32 protein-coding genes are annotated in these 26516 nt (G+C 36.4%); 14 read left to right on the top strand and 18 right to left on the bottom strand.

Annotated elements, in window-relative coordinates:
• Positions 1 to 267 precede the first annotated feature (267 nt).
• Positions 268 to 1434: a sigma-54-dependent transcriptional regulator gene (locus tag AC0L6O_RS20855; RefSeq protein WP_473305109.1), complete on the top strand. Its 1167-nt coding sequence runs from the start codon at positions 268 to 270 to the stop codon at positions 1432 to 1434.
• 97 nt (positions 1435 to 1531) lie between these two features.
• Positions 1532 to 3028, top strand: coding sequence for a YfcC family protein (locus AC0L6O_RS20850; protein ID WP_473305108.1), 1497 nt, complete (start codon positions 1532 to 1534; stop codon positions 3026 to 3028).
• Here the strand turns inward: AC0L6O_RS20850 and AC0L6O_RS20845 are convergent.
• A complete protein-coding gene (locus AC0L6O_RS20845; protein WP_473305107.1) occupies positions 3025 to 3786 on the bottom strand; it encodes a hypothetical protein in 762 nt (253 codons plus the stop codon). The two genes, AC0L6O_RS20850 and AC0L6O_RS20845, sit on opposite strands and share 4 nt — an antisense overlap.
• A gap of 120 nt (positions 3787 to 3906) precedes the next feature.
• Between AC0L6O_RS20845 and hemB the strand changes: the two genes are divergently transcribed.
• Positions 3907 to 4887: a porphobilinogen synthase gene (hemB, locus tag AC0L6O_RS20840; protein WP_473305106.1), complete on the top strand. Its 981-nt coding sequence runs from the start codon at positions 3907 to 3909 to the stop codon at positions 4885 to 4887.
• Here hemB and AC0L6O_RS20835 read toward each other — a convergent pair.
• From AC0L6O_RS20835 to AC0L6O_RS20820, 4 genes are read right to left on the bottom strand one after another with little or no spacing between them, the layout of a single operon-like run.
• Positions 4884 to 5858: an AAA family ATPase gene (locus AC0L6O_RS20835; protein WP_473305104.1), complete on the bottom strand. Its 975-nt coding sequence runs from the start codon at positions 5856 to 5858 to the stop codon at positions 4884 to 4886. The two genes, hemB and AC0L6O_RS20835, sit on opposite strands and share 4 nt — an antisense overlap.
• Positions 5859 to 5913: 55 nt before the next feature.
• The gene (gene prmC, locus AC0L6O_RS20830; protein WP_473305103.1) at positions 5914 to 6735 is read right to left on the bottom strand and encodes a peptide chain release factor N(5)-glutamine methyltransferase; all 822 of its coding nucleotides are present in this window, start codon (positions 6733 to 6735) and stop codon (positions 5914 to 5916) included.
• A 55-nt stretch (positions 6736 to 6790) separates the two neighbouring features.
• The gene (locus AC0L6O_RS20825) at positions 6791 to 7573 is read right to left on the bottom strand and encodes a 3-keto-disaccharide hydrolase (RefSeq protein WP_473305102.1); all 783 of its coding nucleotides are present in this window, start codon (positions 7571 to 7573) and stop codon (positions 6791 to 6793) included.
• A gap of 51 nt (positions 7574 to 7624) precedes the next feature.
• Positions 7625 to 8671, bottom strand: coding sequence for a patatin-like phospholipase family protein (locus AC0L6O_RS20820; protein ID WP_473305101.1), 1047 nt, complete (start codon positions 8669 to 8671; stop codon positions 7625 to 7627).
• A gap of 153 nt (positions 8672 to 8824) precedes the next feature.
• Here AC0L6O_RS20820 and AC0L6O_RS20815 point away from each other — a divergent pair, with 153 nt between their 5' ends.
• Positions 8825 to 9568, top strand: coding sequence for a glycosyltransferase family 2 protein (locus AC0L6O_RS20815; protein WP_473305100.1), 744 nt, complete (start codon positions 8825 to 8827; stop codon positions 9566 to 9568).
• On the opposite strand, the gene AC0L6O_RS20810 is transcribed toward AC0L6O_RS20815, so the two are convergent.
• Positions 9561 to 10004, bottom strand: a complete 444-nt coding sequence (locus tag AC0L6O_RS20810; RefSeq protein ID WP_473305099.1) for a transcription elongation factor — start codon at positions 10002 to 10004, stop codon at positions 9561 to 9563. The genes AC0L6O_RS20815 and AC0L6O_RS20810 overlap by 8 nt on opposite strands.
• Positions 10005 to 11264 (bottom strand): glutamate-5-semialdehyde dehydrogenase, encoded by a 1260-nt coding sequence (locus tag AC0L6O_RS20805; RefSeq protein ID WP_473305098.1) that lies wholly within the window; start codon positions 11262 to 11264, stop codon positions 10005 to 10007.
• Positions 11265 to 11364: 100 nt separating this feature from the next.
• Here AC0L6O_RS20805 and AC0L6O_RS20800 point away from each other — a divergent pair, with 100 nt between their 5' ends.
• The 4 genes from AC0L6O_RS20800 (at position 11365) to AC0L6O_RS20785 (ending at position 15139) form a co-directional block, all read left to right on the top strand.
• On the top strand, positions 11365 to 12846 hold the full coding sequence (locus AC0L6O_RS20800; RefSeq protein ID WP_473305097.1) for a DUF4301 family protein: 1482 nt from the start codon (positions 11365 to 11367) through the stop codon (positions 12844 to 12846).
• Positions 12847 to 12995: 149 nt separating this feature from the next.
• Positions 12996 to 13442, top strand: a complete 447-nt coding sequence (locus tag AC0L6O_RS20795) for an isoamylase early set domain-containing protein (RefSeq protein ID WP_473305096.1) — start codon at positions 12996 to 12998, stop codon at positions 13440 to 13442.
• A gap of 286 nt (positions 13443 to 13728) precedes the next feature.
• Complete coding sequence (locus AC0L6O_RS20790) at positions 13729 to 14268, top strand: putative metallopeptidase (RefSeq protein ID WP_473305095.1); 540 nt, start codon at positions 13729 to 13731, stop codon at positions 14266 to 14268.
• Between the two features lie 40 nt (positions 14269 to 14308).
• Positions 14309 to 15139 carry a sugar phosphate isomerase/epimerase family protein gene (locus AC0L6O_RS20785; protein WP_473305094.1) on the top strand — a complete coding sequence of 277 codons (831 nt, stop codon included), beginning with the start codon at positions 14309 to 14311 and terminating at the stop codon, positions 15137 to 15139.
• On the opposite strand, the gene AC0L6O_RS20780 is transcribed toward AC0L6O_RS20785, so the two are convergent.
• Positions 15136 to 15771 carry a TIGR04282 family arsenosugar biosynthesis glycosyltransferase gene (locus AC0L6O_RS20780; protein ID WP_473305093.1) on the bottom strand — a complete coding sequence of 212 codons (636 nt, stop codon included), beginning with the start codon at positions 15769 to 15771 and terminating at the stop codon, positions 15136 to 15138. The genes AC0L6O_RS20785 and AC0L6O_RS20780 overlap by 4 nt on opposite strands.
• Before the next feature lie 47 nt (positions 15772 to 15818).
• Between AC0L6O_RS20780 and AC0L6O_RS20775 the strand changes: the two genes are divergently transcribed.
• The 4 genes from AC0L6O_RS20775 to AC0L6O_RS20760 all read left to right on the top strand — a co-directional run bounded on the left by AC0L6O_RS20775 (position 15819) and on the right by AC0L6O_RS20760 (position 18017).
• Positions 15819 to 16187 (top strand): Rid family detoxifying hydrolase, encoded by a 369-nt coding sequence (locus AC0L6O_RS20775; protein WP_473305091.1) that lies wholly within the window; start codon positions 15819 to 15821, stop codon positions 16185 to 16187.
• Between the two features lie 22 nt (positions 16188 to 16209).
• Positions 16210 to 17139, top strand: a complete 930-nt coding sequence (locus tag AC0L6O_RS20770) for a hydroxypyruvate isomerase family protein (protein ID WP_473305090.1) — start codon at positions 16210 to 16212, stop codon at positions 17137 to 17139.
• A 74-nt stretch (positions 17140 to 17213) separates the two neighbouring features.
• A complete protein-coding gene (locus AC0L6O_RS20765; RefSeq protein ID WP_473305089.1) occupies positions 17214 to 17636 on the top strand; it encodes a hypothetical protein in 423 nt (140 codons plus the stop codon).
• A complete protein-coding gene (locus AC0L6O_RS20760) occupies positions 17637 to 18017 on the top strand; it encodes a thiol-disulfide oxidoreductase DCC family protein (RefSeq protein WP_473305088.1) in 381 nt (126 codons plus the stop codon).
• Between the two features lie 5 nt (positions 18018 to 18022).
• On the opposite strand, the gene AC0L6O_RS20755 is transcribed toward AC0L6O_RS20760, so the two are convergent.
• The 10 genes from AC0L6O_RS20755 to AC0L6O_RS20710 form a co-directional block, all read right to left on the bottom strand.
• Complete coding sequence (locus tag AC0L6O_RS20755; RefSeq protein WP_473305086.1) at positions 18023 to 18766, bottom strand: LytR/AlgR family response regulator transcription factor; 744 nt, start codon at positions 18764 to 18766, stop codon at positions 18023 to 18025.
• 10 nt (positions 18767 to 18776) lie between these two features.
• The gene (locus AC0L6O_RS20750; RefSeq protein ID WP_473305084.1) at positions 18777 to 19799 is read right to left on the bottom strand and encodes a sensor histidine kinase; all 1023 of its coding nucleotides are present in this window, start codon (positions 19797 to 19799) and stop codon (positions 18777 to 18779) included.
• A gap of 675 nt (positions 19800 to 20474) precedes the next feature.
• Complete coding sequence (locus tag AC0L6O_RS20745; RefSeq protein ID WP_473305082.1) at positions 20475 to 21164, bottom strand: DUF2490 domain-containing protein; 690 nt, start codon at positions 21162 to 21164, stop codon at positions 20475 to 20477.
• A gap of 5 nt (positions 21165 to 21169) precedes the next feature.
• The gene (locus AC0L6O_RS20740; RefSeq protein ID WP_473305081.1) at positions 21170 to 21772 is read right to left on the bottom strand and encodes a DUF4956 domain-containing protein; all 603 of its coding nucleotides are present in this window, start codon (positions 21770 to 21772) and stop codon (positions 21170 to 21172) included.
• Positions 21773 to 21774: 2 nt separating this feature from the next.
• On the bottom strand, positions 21775 to 22524 hold the full coding sequence (locus tag AC0L6O_RS20735) for a polyphosphate polymerase domain-containing protein (RefSeq protein WP_473305079.1): 750 nt from the start codon (positions 22522 to 22524) through the stop codon (positions 21775 to 21777).
• A gap of 162 nt (positions 22525 to 22686) precedes the next feature.
• Positions 22687 to 23646, bottom strand: a complete 960-nt coding sequence (gene ftsY, locus AC0L6O_RS20730) for a signal recognition particle-docking protein FtsY (RefSeq protein ID WP_473305078.1) — start codon at positions 23644 to 23646, stop codon at positions 22687 to 22689.
• A 76-nt stretch (positions 23647 to 23722) separates the two neighbouring features.
• The gene (locus AC0L6O_RS20725) at positions 23723 to 24121 is read right to left on the bottom strand and encodes an acyl-CoA thioesterase (protein WP_473305077.1); all 399 of its coding nucleotides are present in this window, start codon (positions 24119 to 24121) and stop codon (positions 23723 to 23725) included.
• A gap of 65 nt (positions 24122 to 24186) precedes the next feature.
• Complete coding sequence (locus AC0L6O_RS20720; RefSeq protein ID WP_341227577.1) at positions 24187 to 24342, bottom strand: DUF4295 domain-containing protein; 156 nt, start codon at positions 24340 to 24342, stop codon at positions 24187 to 24189.
• Positions 24343 to 24364: 22 nt separating this feature from the next.
• Positions 24365 to 24547 (bottom strand): 50S ribosomal protein L33, encoded by a 183-nt coding sequence (gene rpmG / locus AC0L6O_RS20715; RefSeq protein ID WP_341227576.1) that lies wholly within the window; start codon positions 24545 to 24547, stop codon positions 24365 to 24367.
• Positions 24548 to 24705: 158 nt separating this feature from the next.
• Positions 24706 to 25053, bottom strand: coding sequence for a DUF3127 domain-containing protein (locus tag AC0L6O_RS20710; RefSeq protein ID WP_473305076.1), 348 nt, complete (start codon positions 25051 to 25053; stop codon positions 24706 to 24708).
• 79 nt (positions 25054 to 25132) lie between these two features.
• Here AC0L6O_RS20710 and AC0L6O_RS20705 point away from each other — a divergent pair, with 79 nt between their 5' ends.
• Together AC0L6O_RS20705 and AC0L6O_RS20700 are read left to right on the top strand one after the other, a co-directional pair.
• Complete coding sequence (locus AC0L6O_RS20705; protein WP_473305075.1) at positions 25133 to 26185, top strand: hypothetical protein; 1053 nt, start codon at positions 25133 to 25135, stop codon at positions 26183 to 26185.
• A 5-nt stretch (positions 26186 to 26190) separates the two neighbouring features.
• Positions 26191 to 26430, top strand: coding sequence for a VF530 family protein (locus AC0L6O_RS20700; RefSeq protein WP_473305074.1), 240 nt, complete (start codon positions 26191 to 26193; stop codon positions 26428 to 26430).
• Positions 26431 to 26516 lie beyond the last annotated feature (86 nt).

Here is a 26516-nt window from a genome sequence, read left to right as displayed (position 1 = left end):
TTTGAAGCCTTCTAATATTAGTTGCAAAAATTGTACCGCTAATGGCTGAATCGGTGAATTTTTGACGGCTCTTCGTATATAGCTCTTGCTTACCGAAAGTATTTGTCGAATTATAAAGCTTTGAGGTTTTTAGCTTTTGAAAAGGGAAAAACAGCCAAAATCTAATGATTGACAAGGTTTTCTTTGATAGAAAATTTACTATCTTGCCACATAAATAGGTGATAGGCTTATTATAAATCACTTAATACATAATTCAGAAAAACCCAGATGGCAAAAATCCTCGTAATAGATGATGAAAAAAGTATCAGAGACGCTTTAAGAGATATCTTGGAGTATGAAGGATACCAAGTTGACGAAGCTAAAGATGGTCAGGAGGGGCTAGAAATGGTGTTAAATGCACCATATGATGTAGCCTTGTGTGACATCAAGATGCCAAAGCTGGAAGGGCTAGATGTTCTTCAAAAAGCTAAAGAAGAGGGTTCTATTACACAGTTTGTGATGGTATCGGCTTTTGGGAACGTTGAAAATGCAGTAGAAGCTACCAAAAGAGGAGCCTTTGATTTTATTACTAAGCCACCAGACCTTAATAGACTTTTGGTGACAGTAAGAAATGCCATAGAAAAAGCAAACGACGTTGAGGTTATTAAAACACTTAAAAAACGTGTTTATAAGAAAAACGAAATTGTAGGAGAGTCTGCAATTATCATGAAGGTGAAGGAAACTATCGACAGAGTAGGACCAACCGAGGCTAGAGTTCTTATTACTGGCCCTAATGGTTCAGGAAAAGAGATGGTGGCTAAGCAAATTCATGAAAAAAGCAATAGACTTAAGAAGCCGTTAATTGAGGTTAACTGTGCTGCTATTCCTTCTGAGCTTATTGAAAGTGAGCTTTTCGGTCATGAGCGTGGTGCATTTACTTCTGCTGTTAAGCAGCGTATAGGTAAATTTGAGCAGGCTGATAACGGAACCTTGTTTTTGGATGAGATTGGCGATATGAGCCTTTCGGCTCAAGCGAAAGTTCTTAGAGCTTTGCAAGAAGGCAAAATCACAAGAGTTGGTGGAGAAAAAGAAATCAAAATTAACGTTAGAGTTCTTTCTGCAACTAATAAGGACTTGAAGCAGGCTATTGCTGAGAATGAGTTTAGGGAAGATTTATTCCATAGACTTAATGTAATTCCTATTCATGTACCTGCACTGGCAGATAGAGCAGAAGATATTCCTCTTTTAGCAGAGAAATTTCTTCAAGATGTAGGGGAAGATTACACAGACCAACCATTAAAGCGTTTCTCTCCAGAGGCTATGGAACAGATGAAGAAGTTGCCTTGGACAGGAAATGTTAGAGAGCTTAGAAATGTGGTAGAGCGTCTTGTTATTATGTGCGGTGAAGTAATTCAGGCAGATGATGTTAAGCTTTACGCAGGTATGGGCTTGTAATTCTCAGTTTTAGATATTTTAAAGTGAAGCATGACGCCGTTGTGCTTCACTTTTTTGTGTTAAGGTATTCTTTCTTAGCTTTGATAAATTACCTTTTATGAAATCACTTAAATTTCCAACGGCTCATACGGTGCTGTTTATTATTGCTGCAATGGTAGCTTTATTAACTTGGGTTCTACCTTCTGGAGAATATGATAGATTAGCTTATTCGACAGATGCTAACGAATTTCTGAGAACTGGTAAGTCAGAAGGCAAATTTCCCGCAAGCCAAGAAACCTTAGACGATTTAGGAATAAAAATACCTTTAGAAAACTTTACAAGTGGAAGTATTTGGAAGCCAATTGGTATTCCGGGGACTTATCACAAAACGGACTCAAAACCACAGGGCTTTCTAGAATTTTTTCAAGCTCCTTTAAAAGGGATAATAGACTCCATAGACATCATATTGTTTGTGCTTATTTTAGGCGGAATGATTGGTGTGGTGCATAGCACGAATGCTTTTGATTCTGGGGTGGCTAGTTTGTCAAACTTGCTAAAAGGGAAAGAATTTCTGTTGATAATAATAGTAACCTGTTTAATGGCAGCAGGAGGTAGCACTTTTGGTTTGTCAGAGGAAACCATCGCCTTTTACCCCATTCTAGTTCCAGTGTTTTTGGCGGCAGGTTATGATGCTATAGTAGCTTTGTCATGTATTTTTATTGGCTCCTCTATTGGAGCTTTGGGTGGTACTACTAATCCCTTTTCTGTGATTATTGCTTCTGATTCTGCAGGTATTAACTGGCTTTTAGGAGTGAATGGAAGGCTATTGATGCTGGCTTCTGGAACATTAATTTGCTTATGGTATATTTTACGCTACGCCAAAAAAGTAAAACGTAACCCAGAATTATCAGTCATCTATGACCAAAAAGAAGAGATAGAAGCTGCTTTTTTGAACAAAAAGGGAAGTGAGATAAAAGCATTGACTTTAAAACAGAAAATAATCCTAGTCATTTTTACTTCCTGCTTTGTTCTGATGATTTATGGAGTTTCAAGTCTGGATTGGTGGTTTTTAGAGATGACTACCATCTTTTTTGTTGGTGCTGTTTTAATTGGTATAGTTGGCCGAGTAGGTGAAAAGAAGTTTGTAAGAGCATTTGTCTCTGGGGCAAACGACTTATTAAGTGTAGCATTGATTATTGGAATAGCTAGGGGTATTACTGTTTTAATGGAAAACGGTCAAGTTTCAGACACCCTGTTGGATGCAGGTTCGGGTTTAGTCTCTGATATGCCAAAAGGCATCTTTATCAATATGCTCTATTTCGTTTACATGGGCTTATCACTTTTTATACCATCTTCTTCAGGAATGGCGGTGCTTACCATGCCCATTTTTGCCCCACTGGCAGATGTGGTGGGAATCGGTCGTGAAATGATAGTAAATACCTACATCTACGGGCAAGGGTTAATGGCTTTTATAAATCCTACAAGCATGATTCTAGCTTCACTTACCATGATTAATGTAGGTTTTAACAAATGGCTGAAGTTCGTTTGGCCACTTGTTTTGATATTGGCTTTACTTTCAATGTTGTTTTTGACCGCAGGTGTTTATTTAAGCTAGCTCTTAAATGCGATAAAAATAGCTATTGCAGCTAAAACAAGTATCCAGCTTATAAAAAAAGGTTTCCAAGCTTTCCATTTTTCTCGTTTGCTTAAATCTCGATATCTCCTAGGTTTCTTTTTTGAAAAGAGTTTTACGATAAAAAAGAAGCCTGCGGCTAGAGCTCCGAAAGAAAGAATATACATTACCCATGGCCAAAATACATAGCCAGAGCAGCCAAGGCTGCAAGCAAAGGCTAGTCCATAAAGAGTTAGAGGTAGGCTCAGTAAGAAGAGTAGGCCGTAAAGTATTTTTCTTTTTGTGGAGAAAGACATTTTGCCTTTTTTCTTCTTCTCTTTCGCTTTTATTTCGACCTTATTTTTTTTGATTATTTCCTCCAGTAGTCCACTTTTTTGAGTGGTTTGTACATCATTAGCTAAAACGCTATAAGTATTTCTGCTTGATTCATGGTTTGAAAAGAAACTTCCTGTACAAAAAAAGAGAAGCCAAGAAGAACACATGATGACAAAGCCATTTTGAAAGTACTTTTTGAAGTTACTTCTTTTCGTTTTTTGATTTATTAAAACATAAGAAAGAGAGAGCAGTCCAATGCAAAGAATAAGATATTCCTGTGTACTTAATGCTGGAATCAATGCTTTGCCTAAGTAAAATGCGATAGAAATTCTAAAAATTTCGGTGCATGCAAATACAAAACGCGAGACCATGATGTTTTTAGCAGCCCAGCGTGAAAGTCTAATATGGAGTGGATTAAAATTCATTAGAAATTTTATTGAAGTAACAAGTTAAGTCAAAATTTAACGAACACCTTTTTTCTAAACGTTTTCTGTCTGTAGGGCGTGTTACAATCCTTATCTTTGTGGCTTCAAAAAGCAGAAACTATGAATTTATTACATCGTCCTAGAAGAAACAGAAAAAGTGAAGCCATAAGGTCAATGGTGGCTGAAAATAGCCTATCGGTCAATGATTTCATCTTTCCGATGTTTGTGACGGGAGGTACTGGTAAAAAAGAGGAAATTAAGTCGATGCCTGGTATTTCTAGGTTTTCATTGGACACACTTCTGATTGAATTAGAAGAAGTAGTAGCTCTGGGAATTAAATGTATTTGTCTTTTTCCTAATTATCCCGAATCTAAAAAGGATAAATATGCTACGGAGAGTCATCAAGAGGGAACGCTTTATTTAGAAAGTTTAAGTGCCATAAAGGCAAAATTTCCTGAACTAGCTATCATGACAGATGTAGCCATGGACCCTTACAGTTCTGATGGGCATGACGGCATAGTAGAAGACGGTAAAATATTGAATGACGAAACCGTGGAGGTTTTGTGTAAGATGGCAGTAGCTCAAGCCAAAGCAGGAGCCGACATCATTGGCCCGTCTGATATGATGGATGGCCGTATAGAAGCTATTAGAGCCGCTTTAGATGCCGAAGGCTTTCAAGAGGTAAGCATCATGGCTTACACTGCTAAATATGCTTCTGCTTTTTATGGTCCGTTTAGAGATGCTTTAGAGTCTGCTCCAAAATTCGGTGATAAAAAGACCTATCAAATGAATCCTGCTAATTCAAAAGAAGCTCTTTTAGAAGCAGAATTGGATATAAATGAAGGGGCAGATATGATTATGGTTAAGCCCGCATTTAGTTACCTAGATGTAATTAAATTGTTAAATGATAATTTCAATATTCCCGTAACAGCCTATAATGTTTCTGGCGAATATGCCATGATAAAAGCCGCTGCGAATAATGGCTGGATAGACGGAGAAAAAGCGATGATGGAAATGCTGCTTAGCATGAAAAGGGCAGGAGCAAGCGTTATTTTGACCTATTTTGCCAAAGAAGCTGCCGCTGTTTTGAATAAAAACTAGCGGCCAGCTATAGCCACAGTTTTAAGTATCTTTTCAATGATTTGCTCTGTAGTGACGCCGTCGGCATCAGCTTCGTAGTTCAATATTATTCTGTGCCCGAAAACGTCTTTTGCTAAAGGCTTAATGTCTTCTGGAAGTACATAATCTCTGCCATCAAAAAAGGCAGTTGCTTTGGCTGCGTTATAAAGGGCAATTCCAGCTCTTGGTGAAACGCCAAACTGTACGTAATTAGCTTCTAAGTCTAGCCCGTAGTCAGCAGGAAAACGTGTGGCAAAAACGAGCTCTATTATATACCTTTCCAACATGTCAGAGATATTGACCTTGTTTATACCCTGACGGATGGCTAAAATATCTTCTGCGGTTAGAACCGTTTGTGGTTTATAATCCCAATCTAAATTAGTCATCCTTCTGATAACCTCCAATTCACTGTTTTTGTCAAGATAATTTACAAAAACCTTCATCATAAACCTGTCAACCTGAGCTTCTGGTAAAGGATAAGTACCCTCTTGTTCTACGGGGTTCTGCGTAGCCATTACCAAAAATGGGCGGTCTAATTGATATGTTTCAGAGCCTATGGTTACTTGCTTCTCTGCCATAGCTTCTAGTAGGGCAGATTGCACCTTTGCAGGAGCTCTGTTTACTTCATCTGCCAGTATTAATTGCGAAAATATTGGCCCTTTTTTTACCTCAAAGTCACCTGATTTTTGATTGTAAATCATGGTACCAATTAAATCAGCAGGCAGCAAGTCTGGCGTAAACTGAAGTCTTTTAAAACCTAAGTCCAAAACTTGAGCCAAAGTGTTAATGGTCTTTGTTTTAGCTAAACCAGGTACACCTTCTAGCAGGATATGTCCGCCCGTAAAAAGCCCTATTAATAGACGATTGACCAAGTAATCTTGCCCTACCACTACTTTCTGAACTTCTTCAAAAACGCCTTTTATCTTTTCTTGAAGGTTTTGATTTTCTGCCATTGAAATCTTGAAATTTTGTGAAATTAATCAATTCGTTACTAAAAACGATATCGACTTAGCTTTTTGCCGTCACGAAACGGTCTTTATTATAAAAGTCTTGTATCAGTTTAACCTCTTTAAAACCTTGACTGACAAAGACCTCTTTGGTTTCTTGACCTAAATACGAGTTTATTTCAACGCAAATAAAGCCATCTTTATTTAAATGTTTTTTGCCGTATTTGGCTATTGCTGTATAAAATATCAACGGATTTTCATCTTTAACAAAAAGTGCTAATGCTGGCTCAAAGTCTAAAACATTCTTAGACATTTCTTGCCGCTCAGAATCCTTGATGTAGGGTGGGTTACTCACTATGATATCAAAGTTTCCTTCATCATAGTTAAGGAAATCGGCTTCTATAAAATTGACCTTGGCTTTCAGGTCTTCGGCATTTTGCTTCGCTATTTTAAGAGCATTTTTAGAAACGTCTAGTGCATTTACAGTTGCCTCTGGAATTTCTAAAGCAAGCGTTATGGCAATGCAGCCACTACCAGTGCCAATGTCAATGATAGAAGGCTTCTTTGAGTCAAAAGTTTTAACTAAGTCAATTATCTCTTCGGTCTCTGGTCTTGGAATTAATACATCTTTTGAGACTTTAAATTTTCTATCTCTGAAGTAGGTAAAGCCCACTATTTGCTGAATTGGCTCCTGAGCATTTAACCTTTTTAATTGTGTGTCTAAAAATTTTTGGTCAAGGATTAGTTCCTTGTTTAGTAGTATGTCTGTTTTGGTAATTCCGTATGCATCTTCCAGTAAAATGTAGGCAATAGCCTCTTTCTCGTCAATGTTTAATTGATTGATACAGAACCTGAAAATGTTGTTTGCCTTAACTGTTGTCATTAAAAAAAGGGAAGGCTAATGCCTTCCCAAGTTTTTGTTTTCTTTAGAAAATGTCTTACAAGTTTCTCAACCAGATATTTCTAAACTGCGTTTTGTTGCCATGGTCTTGAAGTCCAATCACGTCTGCACCATGAGCGTCAGTGTACATGTGCAAACCAATGTAGTTTGTCAAACCAGCTATTGTAGTATTGTTTTGAACCAAAACACCATTATGTAACACTGTGATTCTTGCAGGAGCGTCCACTCTGCCATCTGGCTTAAATCTTACTGCCGTGTAAATAACATCATATGTGTTCCACTCTAATGGGCCACGCATTGCGTTTACCAAAGGAGCTACATCTTTATAAATGGCTCCAGCTTGTCCGTTACGGTAAGTTCTGTTTTGATAAGAATCTAAGATTTGAAGTTCATATCTGTTTTGAAGAAACAAACCTGAGTTTCCTCTTCCTTGACTCACACCTTCTACTTTATCAGGGGCAGAAAATTCAATGTGTAACTGAATGTCGCTAAATTTCATTTTAGTTTGAATGCCACCAGAACCTGGCTTAACTTCTAAATGGTCGTTGTTTACGATAGTCCAAGGTGCTGGTTTTGTAACGTCCTTGGCACTAGTCCATTGGTCTAAATTACTTCCGTCAAAAAGGATAATAGCGTCAGAAGGGGCATCTCCTAATTTCTTAGCAGGTGTAACAACTTGTACTTCTGGTTCCCAGATTTCAGTCATTTCAGGTTTCATCGGCATAGGAGACACTTCCGGCGGAGTGCTAGAATATTGTGCAAATCCGGTTATAGAAGTGGCCATTAAAGCCAGGCAAAGTATGTTTTGCTTACGTATCATAGGAATAGAGTTTTTGTTAAATTTTAAGGCTTCAAAGCTACAAAAGAATGTTTAATCTGTCACTAGGTTAGTTCGTGTCAAGAAGTCCAAAACACCTTTTCTGCCGCTATCCATCATTAGTTTCTTTTCGTCTGGCAGTATTTTTCTAACCCTTGGGCTCATCCCCAAGTCGTTTATAAAAATGGTTCGGTGTACATCTTCCGGGTGGGCAGGGTTTACGTTTCTCATTAAAATGCTAGAAAGAGCTGAAACATAAGAGTTGAAATCAGTGATTTCGTAAGGAGCGATACCGCTTCCGTTCTTTACCTCTTGGTCTATTTGTTCCATTCGGTCTAAACGCAAACCTATAGTCTCTTTATTAAAAACATGCTTTTCAGGCGTTTTCGGATTGCTTAAAAACCGAGTGTTGTCAAATATCTCAATAGGATAATTCATCAGTATTCCACCATCTACAAAAAGGTGACACTTGTCTTCTGCTGTGGGGTTTTCCATTATTTTCCCATCACAGTTTACCCATAAGGCTTTGTAGTAAATAGGGATAGACATGGAAATTCTAACAGCATCAGCTACACGCATGTTCGGATAGGTTTCATGCGAGAAAATGACTGATTTCTGTTCTGTCAAATCTGCACCCACAACATATAAATCTCTAAATGGATACGTGGTTGATAATAAATGTAAGTCTTTGAAAGTGAGGTTTCTATTTCCCGTCCTTTCAAAAATTAGCTGCTCCATGGTGGCTAAAAAACTATCGCCTTTAAACCAACCAAAATCATTAAAAAGCCTTTTGGTTCCTCGTGAGATAAATCCATCATCATTAAATGATTCCACGGGTGTATTGGCAATGATATCTGAAATTTCGGTAGCCGAGTAGCCTACGGCCAATAAACTGGCTTGGATTGCTCCAGCAGAGGTTCCCGCCACACGAACTATGTCTTTCAGTATCCCTTTTTCTTCTAACTCAAGCATGGCTCCTCCGTAGGCTATGCCTTTGATTCCGCCGCCTTCCATTACTAAGTTTTTATAGTTGTATTTCTGAGCAAATGCGGGAGCACTGGCAATGAAAAGAAGAAGGAAGAGTTTTTTAGTGAAGTTCATATTTTCAATTAAACAATATCTCACTATAATAATGTAATTCTATTAAAAAATGTTTCATGACTTACCGCTACCTTTGTTAACGAAAGTATAAAGTGTAATCTGTTTTAGATTTTACACAGTTTTTTGAACGCAAGTCTTGCAATTCAACATTTAATGAAAGTCTCTTTAATTACGGTCTGTTATAATTCTGTCAAAACTATTGATCACACCATTGAAACGGTTTTAAGTCAAGACTATGACAATATTGAATATGTAATTAAGGATGGAGGCTCTTCTGATGGAACATTGGAATTGCTTTCAAAATATGAAGGGCAAATCAAAGTTGTTTCGAAAGCAGATAAAGGTATTTATGATGCCATGAATCAAGGGCTTGAGCTGGTCTCAGGTGATGTGATTGGAATAATTAATTCGGATGATTTCTTTCCCGATAATAAGGTTATTTCTAGGGTAGTTGCTGCTTTTGAAAAGTCTAATGCAGGAGCCGTCTATGGAGATTTGGAATATGTGGAGGCAGAAGACACATCTAAGATTACCAGAAAGTGGCAGGCTAAAGCCTATGATAAATCTAACTTTTTAAAGGGATGGATGCCCCCACATCCTACTTTTTTTCTAAAGAAAGAGTATTACAAGCAATTTGGTCTTTTTAAGCCAGAGTTTAAATCTGCGGGCGATTATGAATTGATGCTTCGTATGCTTTATAAAGAAGGCGTAGACGCTTCTTATGTTCCGCATGTTCAAATGAAAATGAGAGCAGGGGGTGTAAGTAATGTTTCTTTGAAAAACAGAATTAGGGCCAATAGGGAAGACCGAAGAGCATGGAAGATTAATGGCATTAAGCCAAAATGGTATACCCTTTGGCAAAAGCCTTTATCAAAAGTATTTCAGTGGCTTAGTTAACCGAAAGCACTTTTAAGTCTTTACCTCTAAAGGCTACTTTGTCACCTGTTTTGCATCCTTTAAGAATTTCTCCAATAGGCGATAACATGGAGGTTAGCATAACCTTTTCTCCTTCTACCTTTAAAACTCCTGAACTTATACACAGGAAAAATATTCCTATACTGGTTTTTACTAAAGAGCCTTGACTTGCTAATACAAATGTATTTTCTGGGTCAATGCTGTTTAATATGTTCTTATCTAAGTTGGCTTCATGCCATTGTCTAGAATATAGAACGTGATCATTATGAGCCATGGCTCGGCTGGTTTCAAATTTGTCTCCAGCCGAGCTTTTAGTATCTTCGTTTGCTGCGTTTTGTGCAGCCTCCATTGCTTTTTTTGCTTCGTTAAGTCTTAAGTCAACTTTAGCTTTAGCTAGTTCTAGAAGTTCTTTCTTCACTTATCTTATTTGACCGTTACCTCTTAAAACCCACTTTTCCGTTACCATTTTTTCTAAAGCAAAAGGTCCTCTTGCATGTAGTTTTTGTGTAGAAATTCCAATCTCCGCACCTAAGCCAAACTCCTCTCCGTCGGTAAATCTAGTAGAGGCATTATGGTAAACAGATGCAGCATCTACATCACGTATAAATCTTTCGGCCAATGCCGTGTCAGCAGTAATAATAGCTTCTGAGTGACGAGACGAATTCTTTTCGATGTGCTCTAAAGCTTCATCAAAACCATCTACTACTTTAAAAGAGGCTTTAAAATCTAACCATTCTCTACCAAAGTCTTCCGGAGTTGCTTTTTGAAGTAATTCGTAACCGTTCTCTTTGAAGATTTTATAGCTTACTTCGTCGGCATAAACTTCAACATTAAATTCTTTGAAGCCAGCTAAAATTTTAGGGATAAGCTCGGCAGCCACTTCTTTGTCTACAATGGCAGTATCTAAAGAGTTACAAACCGAAGGGCGAGTAACTTTAGCATTTACTATAATGGCAGCTGCCATATCTAAGTCTGCTGTTTTTTCTACATAGGTATGACAAACGCCGGCACCAGTTTCAATGGTTGGTATTAAAGAATTGCTTCTTACAAAGTTTATTAAACCTGCCGAACCCCTAGGGATAATTACATCCACATATTTTTCAGCTTTTAAAAGCTCATGTGTATAGGCTCTATCTGCTGGTAATAAAGTTACTGCCTCCGTAGGGATATTGAATGCTGTCAATACATCATGTATCAGCGAAACTAAAATGGTGTTTGAGAAGTGTGCTTCTTTTCCACCTTTAAGTATGGCCGCATTTCCAGACCGTAAACAAAGCGACGCTACATCGATAGTTACGTTCGGTCTTGACTCATATATAATACCTACCACACCCAGTGGGTTGGCTATTTTTTCGAGCTCTAAGCCATTAGGGAGTGTTTTCTTTAATAAAACTTCTCCTACTGGGTCTTTTAAAGAGGCTACTACTCTAAGAGAATTAGCCAATCCTTGTATACGGGCATCTGTTAAGAGTAACCTGTCATACTTAGGATCTGAAGTTTCCATTCTGTCAAGATCCTTTTTGTTTTCAACTTTGATCTTGTCAACAGAACCTTCAATCTTTTCTGCAAGACTTTTTAAAATATCTCCTTTCTGCTCCGAACTCAATGACGCCAAACTCTTTGACGCTTTTCTACAATTGATAAAAATTTCTTCCAAAATGCTTTTTCTTTTTTTCAAAGGTCTTAAAAAATACTCGTTCATTTAAGGATAAGCCTTCATTTCTGAGATATGATTGCTATTTTTAAAGCAAATTTTACAGACCTAAATACCCTTTGCAATGTTTTCAGAAAAAGATCTTAGCCAAATAGCTAAAAGAGGAAGTGATTTAAAAATAGTGGAAGAGCAGATAGAAAACTTTAAAAATGGTTTTCCGTTTTTGAAAGTGAAAAAAGCTGCCACCATAGGTGATGGTCTTATAAAGCTAGAAGATGCAGAAGTTAATGAGATGGTCGATTTTTTTGACCAGCAAGCTTCAAAAAAGAAATTATTAAAATTTGTGCCAGCATCTGGAGCAGCATCTAGAATGTTTAAAGCACTTTTTGCCGCAAAGGATGAAGGAAAGACTACCGAAGCGGTTGATACCTTTGTCAATGAGATTAATCGTTTTGCTTTTGCTGAAAGCCTTAAAAAAGTAACAGGAGGGAAAACCGACGCTCAAAGTTTATTAGAAGGCCTATTAAATCCGGAGGGTTTAGATTATGGCTCTTTGCCAAAAGGACTTCTAGAGTTTCATGAATATCCTGACGGAACCAGAACTGCAGTGGAAGAGCATATGGTAGAAGGAGCTTCTTATGCCAACAGAAATGGAAGAGTAAGATTACATTTCACCGTTTCACCTGAGCATAAAACTAGGTTTAAGGCTCTAATAGCAGATGTGAAAAAGGCTTATGAAGAGAAATTTGGTGTACAATTCTTGTTCAGTTTCTCTGTTCAAAAGAAAAGTACAGACACTATAGCTGTCAATATGGATAACACGCCATTTAGAAAGGAAGACGGTTCTGTGCTGTTTAGACCTGCAGGGCACGGTGCTTTATTAGAAAATCTTAATGAGCAAGATGCTGATGTTATCTTTATTAAGAATATTGACAATGTAGTGCCTGACCATTTAAAAGAAGAAACGATAAAGTATAAAAAGGCTTTAGCAGGTTTGCTTTTATCTTACCAGAAAAAGCTTTTCAATTTTGCGAAACGTTTAGATAAAGATGAAGTTTCAGACTATACAAGACAGAAAGCCTTAAGCTTTTTGAAGAACGAACTTAGCGTGGTACCACCAAAGGGCTTCAGAAACTGGTCAAACGAAGATAAACTGGCTTATGCCAAAGAGAAAGTAAACAGGCCTATTAGGGTATGTGGTATGGTGAAGAATGTAGGTGAGCCTGGAGGTGGACCTTTTTGGGCTCAAAATGCAGATGAATCTGTCTCATTACAAGTAGTGGAGTCGGCTCAAATAAATTTTAATAGCAAAAGCCAGTCGGAAATCTTTCAAAATGCGACTCACTTTAATCCAGTGGATTTAATAGTGTCAACCAAGGATTTTAAGAAAGAGAAGTTTGACCTTTTAACTTTTAGAGATTCAAAAACGGGATTTATAACAGAAAAGTCGTTAACTGGTAAAACTCTTAAAGCTCAGGAGCTTCCGGGTTTATGGAATGGAGCCATGGCAAACTGGAATACTTTGTTTGTGGAGGTACCATTGATAACTTTTAATCCTGTAAAAACAGTAAATGACCTCTTAAGAAAAGAGCATCAACCTAAATAAATAGGCTAAAATCAAAAGCTTATCTGTTTTAAATTGATTGTATTTTTTAAAGAATTGTACTTTTCAAAGAATTATTGCATTTAATTAATCTTTCTTTCAATTGTTCAGTTTGGTTTTCCAACATTTGTAACGTAATAATTATTTAATCAATGGCTAAAAAGAAAGTTAGTTTTTCATTGGCAGCAGAAATAGTAGGAGATGCTACTACTGGTGTTTTAGTAGGAGAGTTTAATAATTGGGACACAAGAAACGGTGTTGAACTTAAGAAAGCCAAAGACGGTTCATTAAGTTGTTCTGTTTCTTTAGAAACTGGTCAAACTTACCAATACAGATACCTTCTTGATGATGGTAGATGGGTTAATGATGGTAACGCTGATGATTATAGTTTTGTAGGTAGTTATCAGGTAGATAACTGTGTTATTTCAGTACCGAAAACGGTAGCCAAGAAGACAGTAAAGAAGGTAGCTGCAAAGCCAGCTGCTAAAACTACAAAACCTGTAGCAAAAGCTACGAAGCCTGCGGCAAAGGCGTCAAAACCAGCTGCAAAAACTACCAAGCCAGCAGCGAAAGCGAAGGCAGCTAGTTCGGCTAAATAGTCAAAGGTTTTGAAGCATCTTTTTATAAGTTTTTGAGCTTTTGAAAAGTAAAAAAAGATTTAAATATCGCTGAGTGAAGATAATTAAAAAGAAATCTTGACCAGTCAGTTTTAGGAGTGAGAACTTAGTATTAATCTTAGTTTCTCTTAAAAATGAAAGCGAAAAATAATATTATTTCAATAGGGTTGAATATAAAATCCGGAGGCTTTGCCTTCGGTTTTTTTTGTTTTAGGGTGTGGTTTTTGTTCTCCTATGTATCTTTATTCACAAAACAATATTGAAATATATGAAAAGGCTTCTTGCTTTTTTTCTTCTTTTAGTTTCTCTGGGCTGTGAAAAAGAGGCTCTTGTTTTTGAATATCGTATTAATGATAGCCTCAAAACTTATGTGAACACCTTTTACGAAGAAGCTGAAAATAGGGGACTTAATCTTCAGCGGGAAAACCTTGTTGTGGATTTTGTAGATAGCCTTGAAGAAGACCGTTGTGGGCAATGTGAAAGACCAAGCGGAAATAAGGAGCAGCAAAGAACGGTATTGATTAGTTTAAGGTCTGACTGTTGGAGCGAAGAGCCAGAACAAAATAAAGAAGCCTTAGTCTTTCATGAGTTAGGGCATTGTTTGTTAAACAGAGAGCATAAAGAGTTACTTTTTCCTAGTGGAGCTCCCCAAAGCATTATGACGTTAATTTTGGATGGACCATATCAACCATGCGAATATGTAATAGGAGATAACCCTAGTGCTTGTAACAAAACCGTTCGTCGACAATATTATATTGATGAACTATTCAATGAAAATATAGCCACCATTCCAAGTTGGGCGAACTGAAATAATTGTATTTTAGAGTATTCAACCAATTATATAATAAATGAACTTCTCAAGAAAAAATTTCCTCAAAACGCTTGGAGTAGGTGCTTTGGGCTATAGCTCATTATCTTTCAAGCCTTTAAGTCAGACACCGGTTAATGCACATAAGCTTAGGGTGGGTTTGGCTTCTTATACATTACGAAAGTATAGTTTGGATGAGCTAATCGATATATGCCAAAGATTAAACATTAAAGATGTGGCATTTAAAAGTTTCCACTTGCCTTATGAATCTTCTGATGAAGAGCTAAGACAAATAACCGCTAAAGTTAAAGCTAGAGGTCTGAATCTTTATGGTGGTGGTGTGATGTACATGAAAACTCCAGAAGATGTAGACAAGTATTTTAACTATGCCAAGGCGGCTGGTCTTAAAATGATTATTGGTGCACCAAATCATGAGTTGCTTCCTCTAATAGAGAAAAAAGTAAAAGAAACAGATATTATTTTAGCTATTCATAATCATGGGCCGGAAGATGAAATATTCCCTTCACCAGAAAGTGTTTACAATAAAATCAAACATCTTGATAAGCGAATTGGCTTATGTATAGATGTGGGGCATACCTTCAGACTTAATTTAGACCCTGCTACGGAATTGAAAAAGTTTAAAGACCGCCTTTATGATGTTCATATTAAGGATGTAAATGAGCAGGTTCCTGATGGAAAGGTGCTGGAAGTAGGTCGTGGAAAAATGAATATTCCAAGTATTATGGCAGCCTTAAAAGAGATTAAGTATGAAGGCGTCTTAGGCATGGAATATGAAAAAGATGCAGACCATGCTATGATTGGCCTTGCAGAATCTGTTGGTTATGTAAGAGGTATAATTGACATGGTTTAAACCAAAACTTTTAACTTTTCTAAATAAGCCTGAATGTCTTCTTCTACATCCACATCGCTTAATATAGGCAATTGGGTGTAGGAGAGCTGATGTTTGTCAAAGGCGGCTAAGGCTTCAGAGCAAACATGCTCATGAGACCATGTTTTGTTTAGAAAAGTATCTCTTAGAACCGAAGGAGCTCTTTGTCCTAGTTTTTCAAAATTGAAACCGATGCTGTAGTATCCGCCATCTTTGGCAGGTCCTATAATGGTATCATGTTTAACTAACTCATCAAATGCCGAATTTACAATGGTAGCATTTAATTCTAAGCAGTCGCTGCCTATTATTAAAGCTCTTTTGATGCCTGAGTTAAGCAAGTGCTCAAAACTAGCAAGCATTTTGTTGCCTAAGTTCGGATTAGGGTTTTGAAGATGTTTTATGAATTCCTTGTTATCCCAAGCGTCAGTTTTGTCAATAAATTGACTATAAAAAAGATGGCGTTCGGCTTTGGTCTTTAGAGCAATATCTCTAGTGTGTGCCAAAAGTTTAAGGTAGATTTCTAAAGCTTTTTCTTTACCAAGAGTAGCTGCAAGCCTTGTTTTGGCTTTGCCTAATTCTGGATTTTTAATAAAAATAAGAAGGGCGTTTTCCAATACTGTTTAGTTTTGTAAGAGGTCTCGTTTAAATAAAATCAATAGAAATGCAAAAACATATTATATATACGGAAAAAGCACCAGAACCGATCGGGCCGTATTCACAAGCGGTTCTAATTAAAGATACACTTTATGCTTCTGGGCAAATAGCTTATCAGGCTTCTTTGTCTGGGGATCTAGAACTAGAAACGGAGCAAGTTATGAAAAACTTGGAGGAAGTTTTAAAAGCGGCAGGGATGACATTTGATAATGTGGTGAAATGCAGCATATTTTTAAAGTCTATGGATTCATTTACTGTGGTGAATGAAATTTATGGAAAATATTTTACAGAAAACCCACCAGCTCGAGAAACGGTGGAAGTATCTAAGTTACCTAAAGACGTTAATGTTGAAATATCATTAATCGCAGTTTTATAATTTTAAATTAATACCCATTGAAATGACAAATCGCAGAAAATTTATATCAAATTCGGCTCTTGTAGGAGGCGGACTTCTTTTAGGTGGAAATAAGGTTTTTGCTGAGACTCCTATGAGTACATCAGACAAGCCTTTTAAATCTAATTTTGCACCGCACTTTGGAATGTTTAAAAATTCGGCTGGTGAAGATTATGTAGACCAAATAAAATTCATGCATGAGCGAGGCTTTAGGGCTCTTGAAGATAATGGCATGATGAGCAAAAGTATCAAAGACCAAGAGCGAATAGCGAAAGAAATGTCTCGTTTGGGGATGCAAATGGGCGTTTTTGTAGTTGCTTTTGATAATTGGCCACTTTCTACAAGTTTGGCTTCAGGTGATATGGAGTGGAAAGAAACTTTTTTGAAAAAATGTAGGGAGGCTGTGCCGGTGGCTAAACGAGTTAATGCAAAGTGGATGACCGTAGTGCCAGGTAACTATGACAGAAGTTTACCTATGGGTATTCAAATGGCAAATGTGATTGATGCTTTAAGAAGAGCTGCTGACATTTTTGAACCTCATGGTTTGACCATGGTTTTAGAGCCACTTTCAGATACTCCTGATTTATTTATGCGTACTTCAGACCAGACATTTTTGCTTTGCAAAGCGGTTAACGGTCCGTCATGTAAAATTCTTTTTGACATGTGGCACATGCAGAGAAATGAAGGTCGTCTTCAAAGAAACATGGATCTTACTTGGGATGAGATAGGGTATTTCCAAATTGGCGATGAGCCAGGAAGAAAGGAGCCTACTACTGGAGAAATTAACTACAAACACCTTTTTAAGCATATTCATGAGAAGGCTGCAGAGAATGGCCAAAACCTAGTTTTAGGAATGGAACATGGTAATTTTTATAAAGGAAAAGAGGGCGAAGAGAAGTTAATAGCCGCTTATAGATGGTCAGATGATTTTTGACATCTTAAGTTTTTAATAAAATAAAGGAGTACTAAACATTTCCATCTTAAATTTGGAAAAAATCATCTAAACATATGCAAAATATACTACTTAACTGTCATCATTATTTAGCCTTTATCGCTTTAATCTTGATTGCGTGGGCTACTATAAACGGAATAATAGGCAACATGTCTGAAAAGGTATGGGAGCCTAAGCATCAAAAAGTTAATCTTTTTGCTTTAATAGCTACGCACACTATGCTGCTATTAGGCGTGGTGTTATTAGGAATGGCTATGGCTAATGCAGATATGGGTGAAATTATGAAAAACGCTGTGGCTAGAAAGCAGTATGTGGAACATCCAATGATGGGAATATTAGCTGCTGTTTTTGTAACTATTGGTAATGCAAAAAGCAAAAAAGGCGTAGGTAACGGAAAACGCTTTAAGTCAACCATGATATTTTATGGTATCGCATTAATTCTTGTATTAAGTCGTTTGCCATTTGAGAAGTTATTTTAAATGAATGTGGTTCTCTTTGATGGTGTTTGCAACCTATGTAATGGGTTTGTCAATTTCATTATTGACCATGACAAAGGAAATAAATTTAAGTTTGCTTCGCTCCAATCTGATTTTGCTCAAAAGCTGATTGGCGACAAGTTTTCAGATATGTCTACGGTGGTATACTATGATGGAAACAAGTTTTACGACAAGTCTGAAGCGGTTCTTAAAATAGCAAAACAGCTACCTATCTTACGATGGGTAGCTGTTTTTTCTATAATACCTAAGTTTATAAGAGATGGTGTTTACATGTTCATTTCAAAAAATCGATATTCCATTTTTGGAAAGTCGGAAACATGCCGAATACCTACACCAGAGTTAAAAGAGAAGTTTTTAGAATAAATTTCTTAAGACTTCTGGTAGTTTATGGCACTCATGAGCTCCTCCATATTACTATCACTTACAGGTATGTCAAATTTGTCAATAGTTATTCTATGGTTTCGGATGCTCTGAATTTTATCCAAATTAACTATATATGACTTCTGTACACGCATAAAATTACCTGGCAGCCTTTCTTCAATTCCCTTTAAAGTAGATTTGGTAAGGATAGGCCTTGTTTGCGTAGTAATAAATATTTTGATATAGTCTTTAAGCCCTTCAATGTGCGTAATGTCATTGAAAATGATTTTTACCAAGGAGTATTCTACATTCACAAAGAAGGATTCAGGCTCTTGAATAGCAAGAGTCCCGTCTGCGGCAGGTAGGCTACTAGAAGGCTTATTCTTCTTAAACAGATCTAATGCCTTATGAGCGGCTTTTGAAAATCTATCGAAGCTTACAGGTTTCATTAAATAGTCAACCACGTCAAGGTTGTAACTTTCTACGGCGTAATTATCATAAGCCGTAACCAAAATCACTAAAGGTTTGTCTTTAAGACTAGCTAGGAATTTTGTTCCTAGCATACCTGGCATTTGAATGTCAAGAAACATTAAGTCGATTTTGTTCTCTTGCAAGGCCTCCATCGCTTCGTAAGGGTTTTTACACACCTTTACAAGATTAAGGAAAGGAACTTGTTCTATGTTTTCTTGCAGCAGCTTTCTCGCTAGATTTTCATCATCTACAGCAATGCAATTTAATTTACTTACCGACATTTTATATTCTTTATCGTTTTAAACTAATTTTTAACCTAACGGTAAACTCACCATCACTGTCAGATATTTCAAGACTATGTTTTTCTGGATACAAAAGCTCTAGTCTTCTCCTAACATTTTTAAGGCCTATACCTGAGCTGAAATCTTTTTGGTCAGTAGTTTCTGGCCCTATTAGGTTCTTTACCTCAAATATAAGATCTGTTTGGTCATAATTAAGGTCAATCTCTATTTTAGGGTCTATAACCATTCCAACGCCGTGCTTAAAAGCATTTTCAACAAACGGAATTAGAAGCATAGGCTCAATAGTAAGACTACTGTCGTTGCCAGAAATTTTGACCGTAATATTTACATCATCGCCATACCTTACCTTTTGTAGGTCAATATAGTTTTTCAGGTAATCTACTTCTTTACTTACGGGAACTTGCTTAGTGTCGGTTTCATAAAGCATATACCTAATTAATTCTGATAGCTGTATGGTAACACTTTCTGCAAGGTCTGATTTTGACCTAATTAGATAAACAATGCTGTTTAAAACATTGAAAATAAAGTGCGGGCTAATTTGAGAGCGAAGAAAAGATAATTCCGACCTCAACCTTTCTTGGTTTTCTTCCCTTCTGAGGCTTTCCTGTTCCATATAGGCAGTTACTAGGCCGTAGCCTGTGCCCAAAGCGGCTACAAAAATTACGGGGAAAAATATGAAGAAAGTGTAGCTGTTTTTATAATCAGGATTTACCCAAACTTTAATATAGCTTTCAGCAAAAATGAATGCCAAACATATCACCGTAAGAATAATTAGGTAAGTGGTTACCCCGTTTTTTCTGAAGACTTTAGGGATGAGGTAATGAACAATGAAGTAAAAGAGTGGTATCTCTACCATCCTAACTACAAATAACATTTTCAAAAATATAACAGATGCAGGGTTGTCATAATCTGTATTAATGAGGGGGTATCCTATCCAGATAGCCCACATGAATACTTGAAAAAGTATTTTATAGAAGCCTTCGTTATTTTTAGGTCTAAGGTTTATTGTCATCGTAATTCGTAAAGCAAAGCTTTAGTTATTTGAAAACCAAGTATGCTAGCTATTAAAATATTTTTTGAAGATGTACCTGTGTTTCTAGTAGAAAAGTCATTTTACTATCAAATGTTGACATTTCGTCGCCGAAATTAAACTTTTTAACGATTTTGGTACGGGGCTTTACGTATAGAGTTTATATTTGTGCGATTTTGTAAGTTATAGCACATGAAAATACTTCTTTAATAATCTTTAAATAGATTATTAGGCCATTCTAAATGGCAATTTAAAGGAAAGCCTGATTTAGATTGGGATTGTCGAGGTATGTTCGTTTAAGCTTGTAAATTAGAAAAGGGAGTTTAGGTGGCGTTAGAATAATATATAAAGCTTTTTGCTATAATCTGCCAAACTAGAAAAATATCGATTATTGTGTTATGACACATCCATGGGAATGGAGAGCTGCGTTTCGCAAATAAAGAAATAGCGATTCACGTAATATGTGAATTTAGCGAAGAGCAAAAATAAAAGGGGTTTTATTTTTAAGGGGGTTACTCACAGGGTGACCTCCTTTTTTATGTTTACCACCTATTTTTATGCATTATTGAACTAGAAGATTCTACACTATCGCTACCCCACCCATTTTGATTTTAGGTAAAAAAAAGTCTTTAAGAAGAAAATGTTTCTTGAATGGTCTTACTTCTTTGCTTTAAGTGTGTATTTGTAACTTAAGCCTATTATATCTGAATGTTTTAAGTTTTCGGTGTTCGTCGTATTTTCGAAACCATAAAAGGCATTGATTTTACTATGCTTTCCTAGTTTATAGGACGTGCCTAAGGTTATTCGGTATTTATCTATTTGTGTTTCATTGAGTGGTGAAAATATTTCTCCAGACAGCTCTGGGTCAAGTTTCCAATTTTTGAAATTATAGTCTAAAGACAACTTTAGCCTGGTTGTTGCTTCATTTGGATTCTCACTCTCAAACTCTTTCTTATTTTGATAACGGAGTCTATACTTTAGGTCTAACTTGTCAATTTTATGCTTATAGGAGGCATCAAATTGATATCGTATATGGCTTTCGTAACCTTGTATTTTACCATTTGTGTCGTTTGATTTTAGATATCTAAATCCGGTGCCAATGCTAAAGTCTTTCCAGAGCTCATACTTTCCAGATAGTTCTGTAAAATAGGAGTCTATGGTAGAGCTATTTTCTTTTAATCTTAACTGTTCTTCCAAGTTTAGGCTAAGCTTTGGTGTTATCTCATATTCAAATTCTAAAGCAGACCATGTCTCTAGGTCTTGGCTTCTTACAGATTCTTCTGTTTGAGCTAGCGTGGCAAGGGGAAGAAAAAATAGAAGACTTTGTATTAATATGTTCTTTTTCATTTGGTCTACTTATTTCTGGTGAATAGAATAGTTATCTCTGCCGTGTCTTTGAGGAAATCTATGGCGTCTATCTGTATTTTGTTTATAAGTAGGCCTGTTCTTTCTTCTAAGTCTGCCTTAAGTAATTGGTGATTTTGTGGTTTAACGTTTTCTATTTTTTCGTAAAGTATTGTTTTACTCTCCTCGTTATTCACTCGCCATAACCTTTCCATGATATAAATGGCTGCTACTATGAGAATATTGCCAGCCGTAATTTCGGCATAACTCATTTTTTGGTTAGCAAGTGAATTAATTACAGATACGCCAATTACTACAAATAGGTAGGTCATTTCTTTAATAGGAATGGCATCTGTTCGGTAGCGTATGATTCCAAAAATTGCAAAAAGACCTAAGGCCATGCCTATATCTAGTTCATATTTTTTAAGCGTGAAGCATAAGAAGAAGACTATAATGGCAATCATATAGTAAGTGAAGAGGTAATCTTTTCTCTCACTTGATTTAAAGTATAAACCTCTAATGATGATACTAAGAAAGGATATGTTAATTGTGAAACGGAACATCATTTTAAAGAAGTCGTCATCAAATAAGGGGATATCTAGAAATTCCATGTTTAGGCTGTTAGTTTTTGTATTTGAAGTAATTTTGCTTTGAAAGTGTTGTATTTAATGCCATTGTAAAGGCTTATCATGCCTAAACAATACTTGCTGATGCTGCTGGGTAGTACATGTCGAGTTTTGAGTGCCTCATAGATTGGCGAATTACGGTTAACACCTTCTTGTTTGATTTCTATTATAGCAAGATGGTTATAGGTTTTCTCTTTGTATTCATTGAGGAAGTTTAGATTGAAGTCTATGGTTGCTCGCTCTTTATGGCTTTTACTTACTAAGGTGATTCTGTTAAACTTGTTTTCTAGAATAGGGGATAGTTGAAAGGTTTGATTTGTGATTTCTTTAATAAAATCCTTAGATCGTTCGGTAAGCTTTTCTTCAAAACCGTTAATACTGATACGATTTTTCTTGGTCATACCTTTTCCATTTTTTCTTTTGATTTCTAAGTAATGAAGGCCTGATTCTACATAGTTGCGTATTCTGACTTTGATTCGATTGATTTTCCCGTTGTGATGCCATTGGTAGAAGGCATGGGTCGGAGTGTCATAATAGAGCGAATTGTAGGTCATTAGGCGATCTTGATTCACCTCCAAAACGCTATATTCATCTGATATGGAGCTCAAGATTTCTAAAACCTGGCTTTTAGGAAGAATGAATTTGGTATCTGACCTATTCATTAAAGAGACGTCGTCCATCTCCTTAAGAGATATAGGCTGGAAGCTATCGGCTATTTTTATTATTTCTTGATTCATATACATATGTAGACGAAAAAAGAAGAGGAAGTGTGGTCCCTACCTCTTAAGAATCAAGAAAAAAAGTATTTAAATGCTTGTTTGTGCCTAGAAGATAGGCAGTTTATTTTGAAGAATTGAGTAACTCGATTATTCCTAAAAAGAAAAAAAGAGGTGTATATACTAGCTCTTTCTAAAAAGAGAATCTACAAACTCAGTTTTGTTGAAAACCTGTAAGTCTTCCATTTTCTCTCCTACACCGATGTATTTAACAGGAATTTTGAATTCATCTGAAATTCCAATCACAACGCCACCTTTAGCAGTGCCATCTAGTTTTGTAATAGCTAATGAGTTTATTTCAGTTACCTTGGTGAATTCTCTTGCTTGAATAATTGCATTTTGACCAGTGCTGCCGTCCAAAACAAGCATGATTTCGTGAGGAGCTTCGGGAAGAACCTTTTGCATAACACGTTTTATCTTGCCTAATTCTTTCATCAGGTTAACTTTAGTGTGAAGTCTTCCTGCGGTATCAATTATAATGACATCCGCTTCTTGCTCTATGCCAGCTTTTACGGCATCATAAGCTACAGAAGAAGGGTCAGTGTTCATACCGTGATCAATAACTGATACACCTACACGCTCTCCCCAAAGCTTTAATTGGTCTACAGCTGCTGCTCTGAAAGTATCGGCCGCTCCTAGTACTACCTTCTTTCCATTTTTTTGAAAATTGTACGCTAGCTTTCCAATGGTTGTAGTCTTTCCTACACCATTTACACCTACCACCATTAATACATAAGGTTTTGGGAGGTTATCTGTTTCAAAACTATTCTGAACGTCTTGAGAATTGTTCTCTTCCAATAGAGCAGCGGCCTCTTCTCTTAAGATTTTATCAAGTTCGTTTACAGAAGTGTATTTATCATCAGCTACTCTCTTCTCTATTCTCTTTATGATTTTGAGCGTAGTGTCAATTCCAACATCTGATGAAATTAAAATCTCCTCTAGTTCATCTAGAACATCCTCATCTACAGTAGACTTACCAATAACGGCACGGCTTAACTTATCAAAGATTCCAGTCTTAGATTTTTCAAGACCTTTATCTAAAGTTTGCTTTTTTTCTTTATTGAAAAGATTAAAAATTCCCATGTAGGTTTTCTTATGGTTTAAGAGGTTAATTCACAAATTTAAAAGCTTTTAGCTTTCTCTATTGCTTTTATAACACCTAAGATTCAAAAAAAGATTCAGCAGTGGAAGCAGGAATTCGTATTGGCTTCATTTTTTTGGCGTCGAGAGCTATCCAAAGTGTGGATGCTTTTACCAAAATCTCATCTCCTCTTTTGATTTCGTAGTGTCTTTCGGAGCTAACTTGTGTGAAGTTTGAGATCCAGGTATTAACTATTAATTGGTCTGCTTCGTGGGCTGGTTTGAAATATTCTATTTCGTGTTTTCTTACCACCCATCTTATAGCTTCTGCTGTTTCTTTGGGAGCGGTACTGTACCAATGGTCAATGGCGGCCTCTTGTAAGTAGCTTAGGTAAACCACGTTATTTACATGGTTTAGCTCGTCAAGGTCTTCTTTCTTGACTAAAATGGCGTGGGAGAATACTTTTGGAATTGGCATAATTAGCAACACAAAAAGCCTATCCGAAAACGGACAGGCTCAATATATAAGCGATTTAAAAAGTCTTACGACTTCATGTATGCTTCTACCTGATCTGCAGGTACCATTTCTTCTTTGAAGGTATAAGCTCCAGTCTTAGGAGATCTTACAGCTTTTACTACTTTAGCAAAACTTCTAAGCTTGGATTTATCTTGCAGGGTTGCAACTACTTTCTTTGCCATGATTAATTATATTTAACTGGTTTTACTTAATTTCTTTATGAACAGTATATTTTCTCATTACAGGATTGTATTTCTTCAATTCCAATCTTGTAGTAGTGTTCTTACGGTTCTTTGTGGTAATATATCTTGACATTCCTGCCATGCCAGATTCTTTGTGTTCTGTGCACTCTAAAATTACCTGAACTCTGTTACCTTTTTTAGCCATCGCTTTATCTTATTAAAATATCTTTGTCCTCAAACGGGGCTGCAAAGATAATTATATTTTACATTTAGACAAATTAACTCTTGAAATATTCTCGAGTTTTTAAAAGCTTGCTATTCTGAACCTTATGGCAAGAATAAATTTGCTTTAAAAGACTGTTTTTAGAAAGGAAGATCATCTTCACCTTCTAGGGCTGCAGGTATTTCAACTGGAGCACTTGCTGGACCTTCTGAAGGTGCTGAAGCAGCTTGCCCTTCTAGTTTCCATGCTCTAACGTCTGTATACCATCTGCCGTTATATTCTCTACTTTCTACTTCTATAGAAGCAGTTACAGTGGTTCCAGCTTTGATTAAGTTTTCGTTGATTTTGTCGCCCCACATAGAAACACAAACTTTTTTAGGGTATGTTCCTTCTGTTTCAATAACAAAGTCTTGCTTTTTCCAAGTACCGTTTTTTCCTTCGCCTGATTGTAATGGTAGAACTTGAACTATATTTCCGCTAATTTCCATTTCGAACTTTTAGTATAGATTTTTAATTAAATTGAGCACAAAGTTAGAAAATATGACTTCCAAAACCGAATGAATTTAAGTGGTTTCTGAATTTATTGAACGTATTGCCCTTTTACAGGCTCATGGAAATGAAAAATTTCCAGATGGAATGTTTGAATCTTTTCGTGAGAATAAGTTCTGGCTATATAAAAGACCAGACTCTAATATTTTTGGGACGGTTTCTGTCGCTTATATTTTGAAAAGTATAAAGCCTCTGCTTTCAGAATTAGATGGTAATTATCTTGATAAGATAATTGGCAAGGCCATGTCTAGTTTTGAGCTTTATCAAAATAAGGATGGTCTAAAAACGTATAACTTTTGGCAAACCAAGCCATCGCAGCATTTCCCGAATGGGTATTTCATGAAACGCTACAGGCACTTTAAGCTTCCTGACGATATTGACGATACGGCATTGGTTTATATGGTTAATGGATGTAAGGAAGAGGAAGTCAATTGGTTAAAAGAAGAACTAAAGCAACATGCCTTTCCTGACAGAGTTTATAGTACATGGTTTGGTCTAAACATGCCTTTAGAAAAAGACGTTTGTGCTTTATGTAATTTGATGTGTCTTCTTTTAGAGTCAAAAACTGGTTTGAATGACAACGATAAGGCAACTATAGATTTTTTAAATGAGGTTGTTTTGTCAAAAGAATTTTTAAATAATACATTTTGGATTTCTCGCCATTACGCCACTGTTCCACTTATTATTTATCATTATGCAAGGTTACTTGGGACTTGTGATATCCAAGAAATGGCGGAAGCTAAAAAGCTTTTGATAAAAGTGATTGAAAATAGTTTTGACAGAGAAACCGTATGGATGAACAAGGTTTTACTACAAACAGCTTATTTGAAATTGAATAAAAACGTCCAAGGCGATTTGCTAAACTGGAATTGCTTGAAAGCATCTAAAAGGGAGCAAGAGCAGTTCTATTCTTTTATTGGAGCACCCTTTGCACCTTTGAAAAGTAAGTATTTAAGGAGCTTGGGTTCTTTGAAATTCCTTCAAATTGGGTGGAAATGTGAGGCACATGAGTTGGCTTTAGTTTTAGAAAACTTAGTTTTACGTGAAAATTACCTGAACGGGAAAATTTGATTAATATGAAAAAAGGAAATCCTGAATCTCAACCTAATAATCCACTTCATGGTGTAAGGCTAGACTTTATGCTTGATACCTTGGTAGACCATTTTGGCTGGGGTGGACTAGGGAAGATTATTAAGATTAACTGTTTCAATAACAATCCTACAATGAAGTCTTCTTTGACTTTCTTACGAAAAACGGATTGGGCCAGAAAAAAGGTGGAAGACCTTTACTTAGAAGTGGCGTCAAGAGAAGAATAATTAAAATACTTAGCATTATTAGCTTTAGCTAAGCTCTTTGTTTTCAATTTGGTTAACTTTGCGAATTATCAGAAATCAAACCAGAA

It is taken from the genome of Arcticibacterium sp. GJ41-1 (genome assembly GCF_055808875.1).
This window is presented reverse-complemented; position numbering and strand designations above follow the sequence as displayed.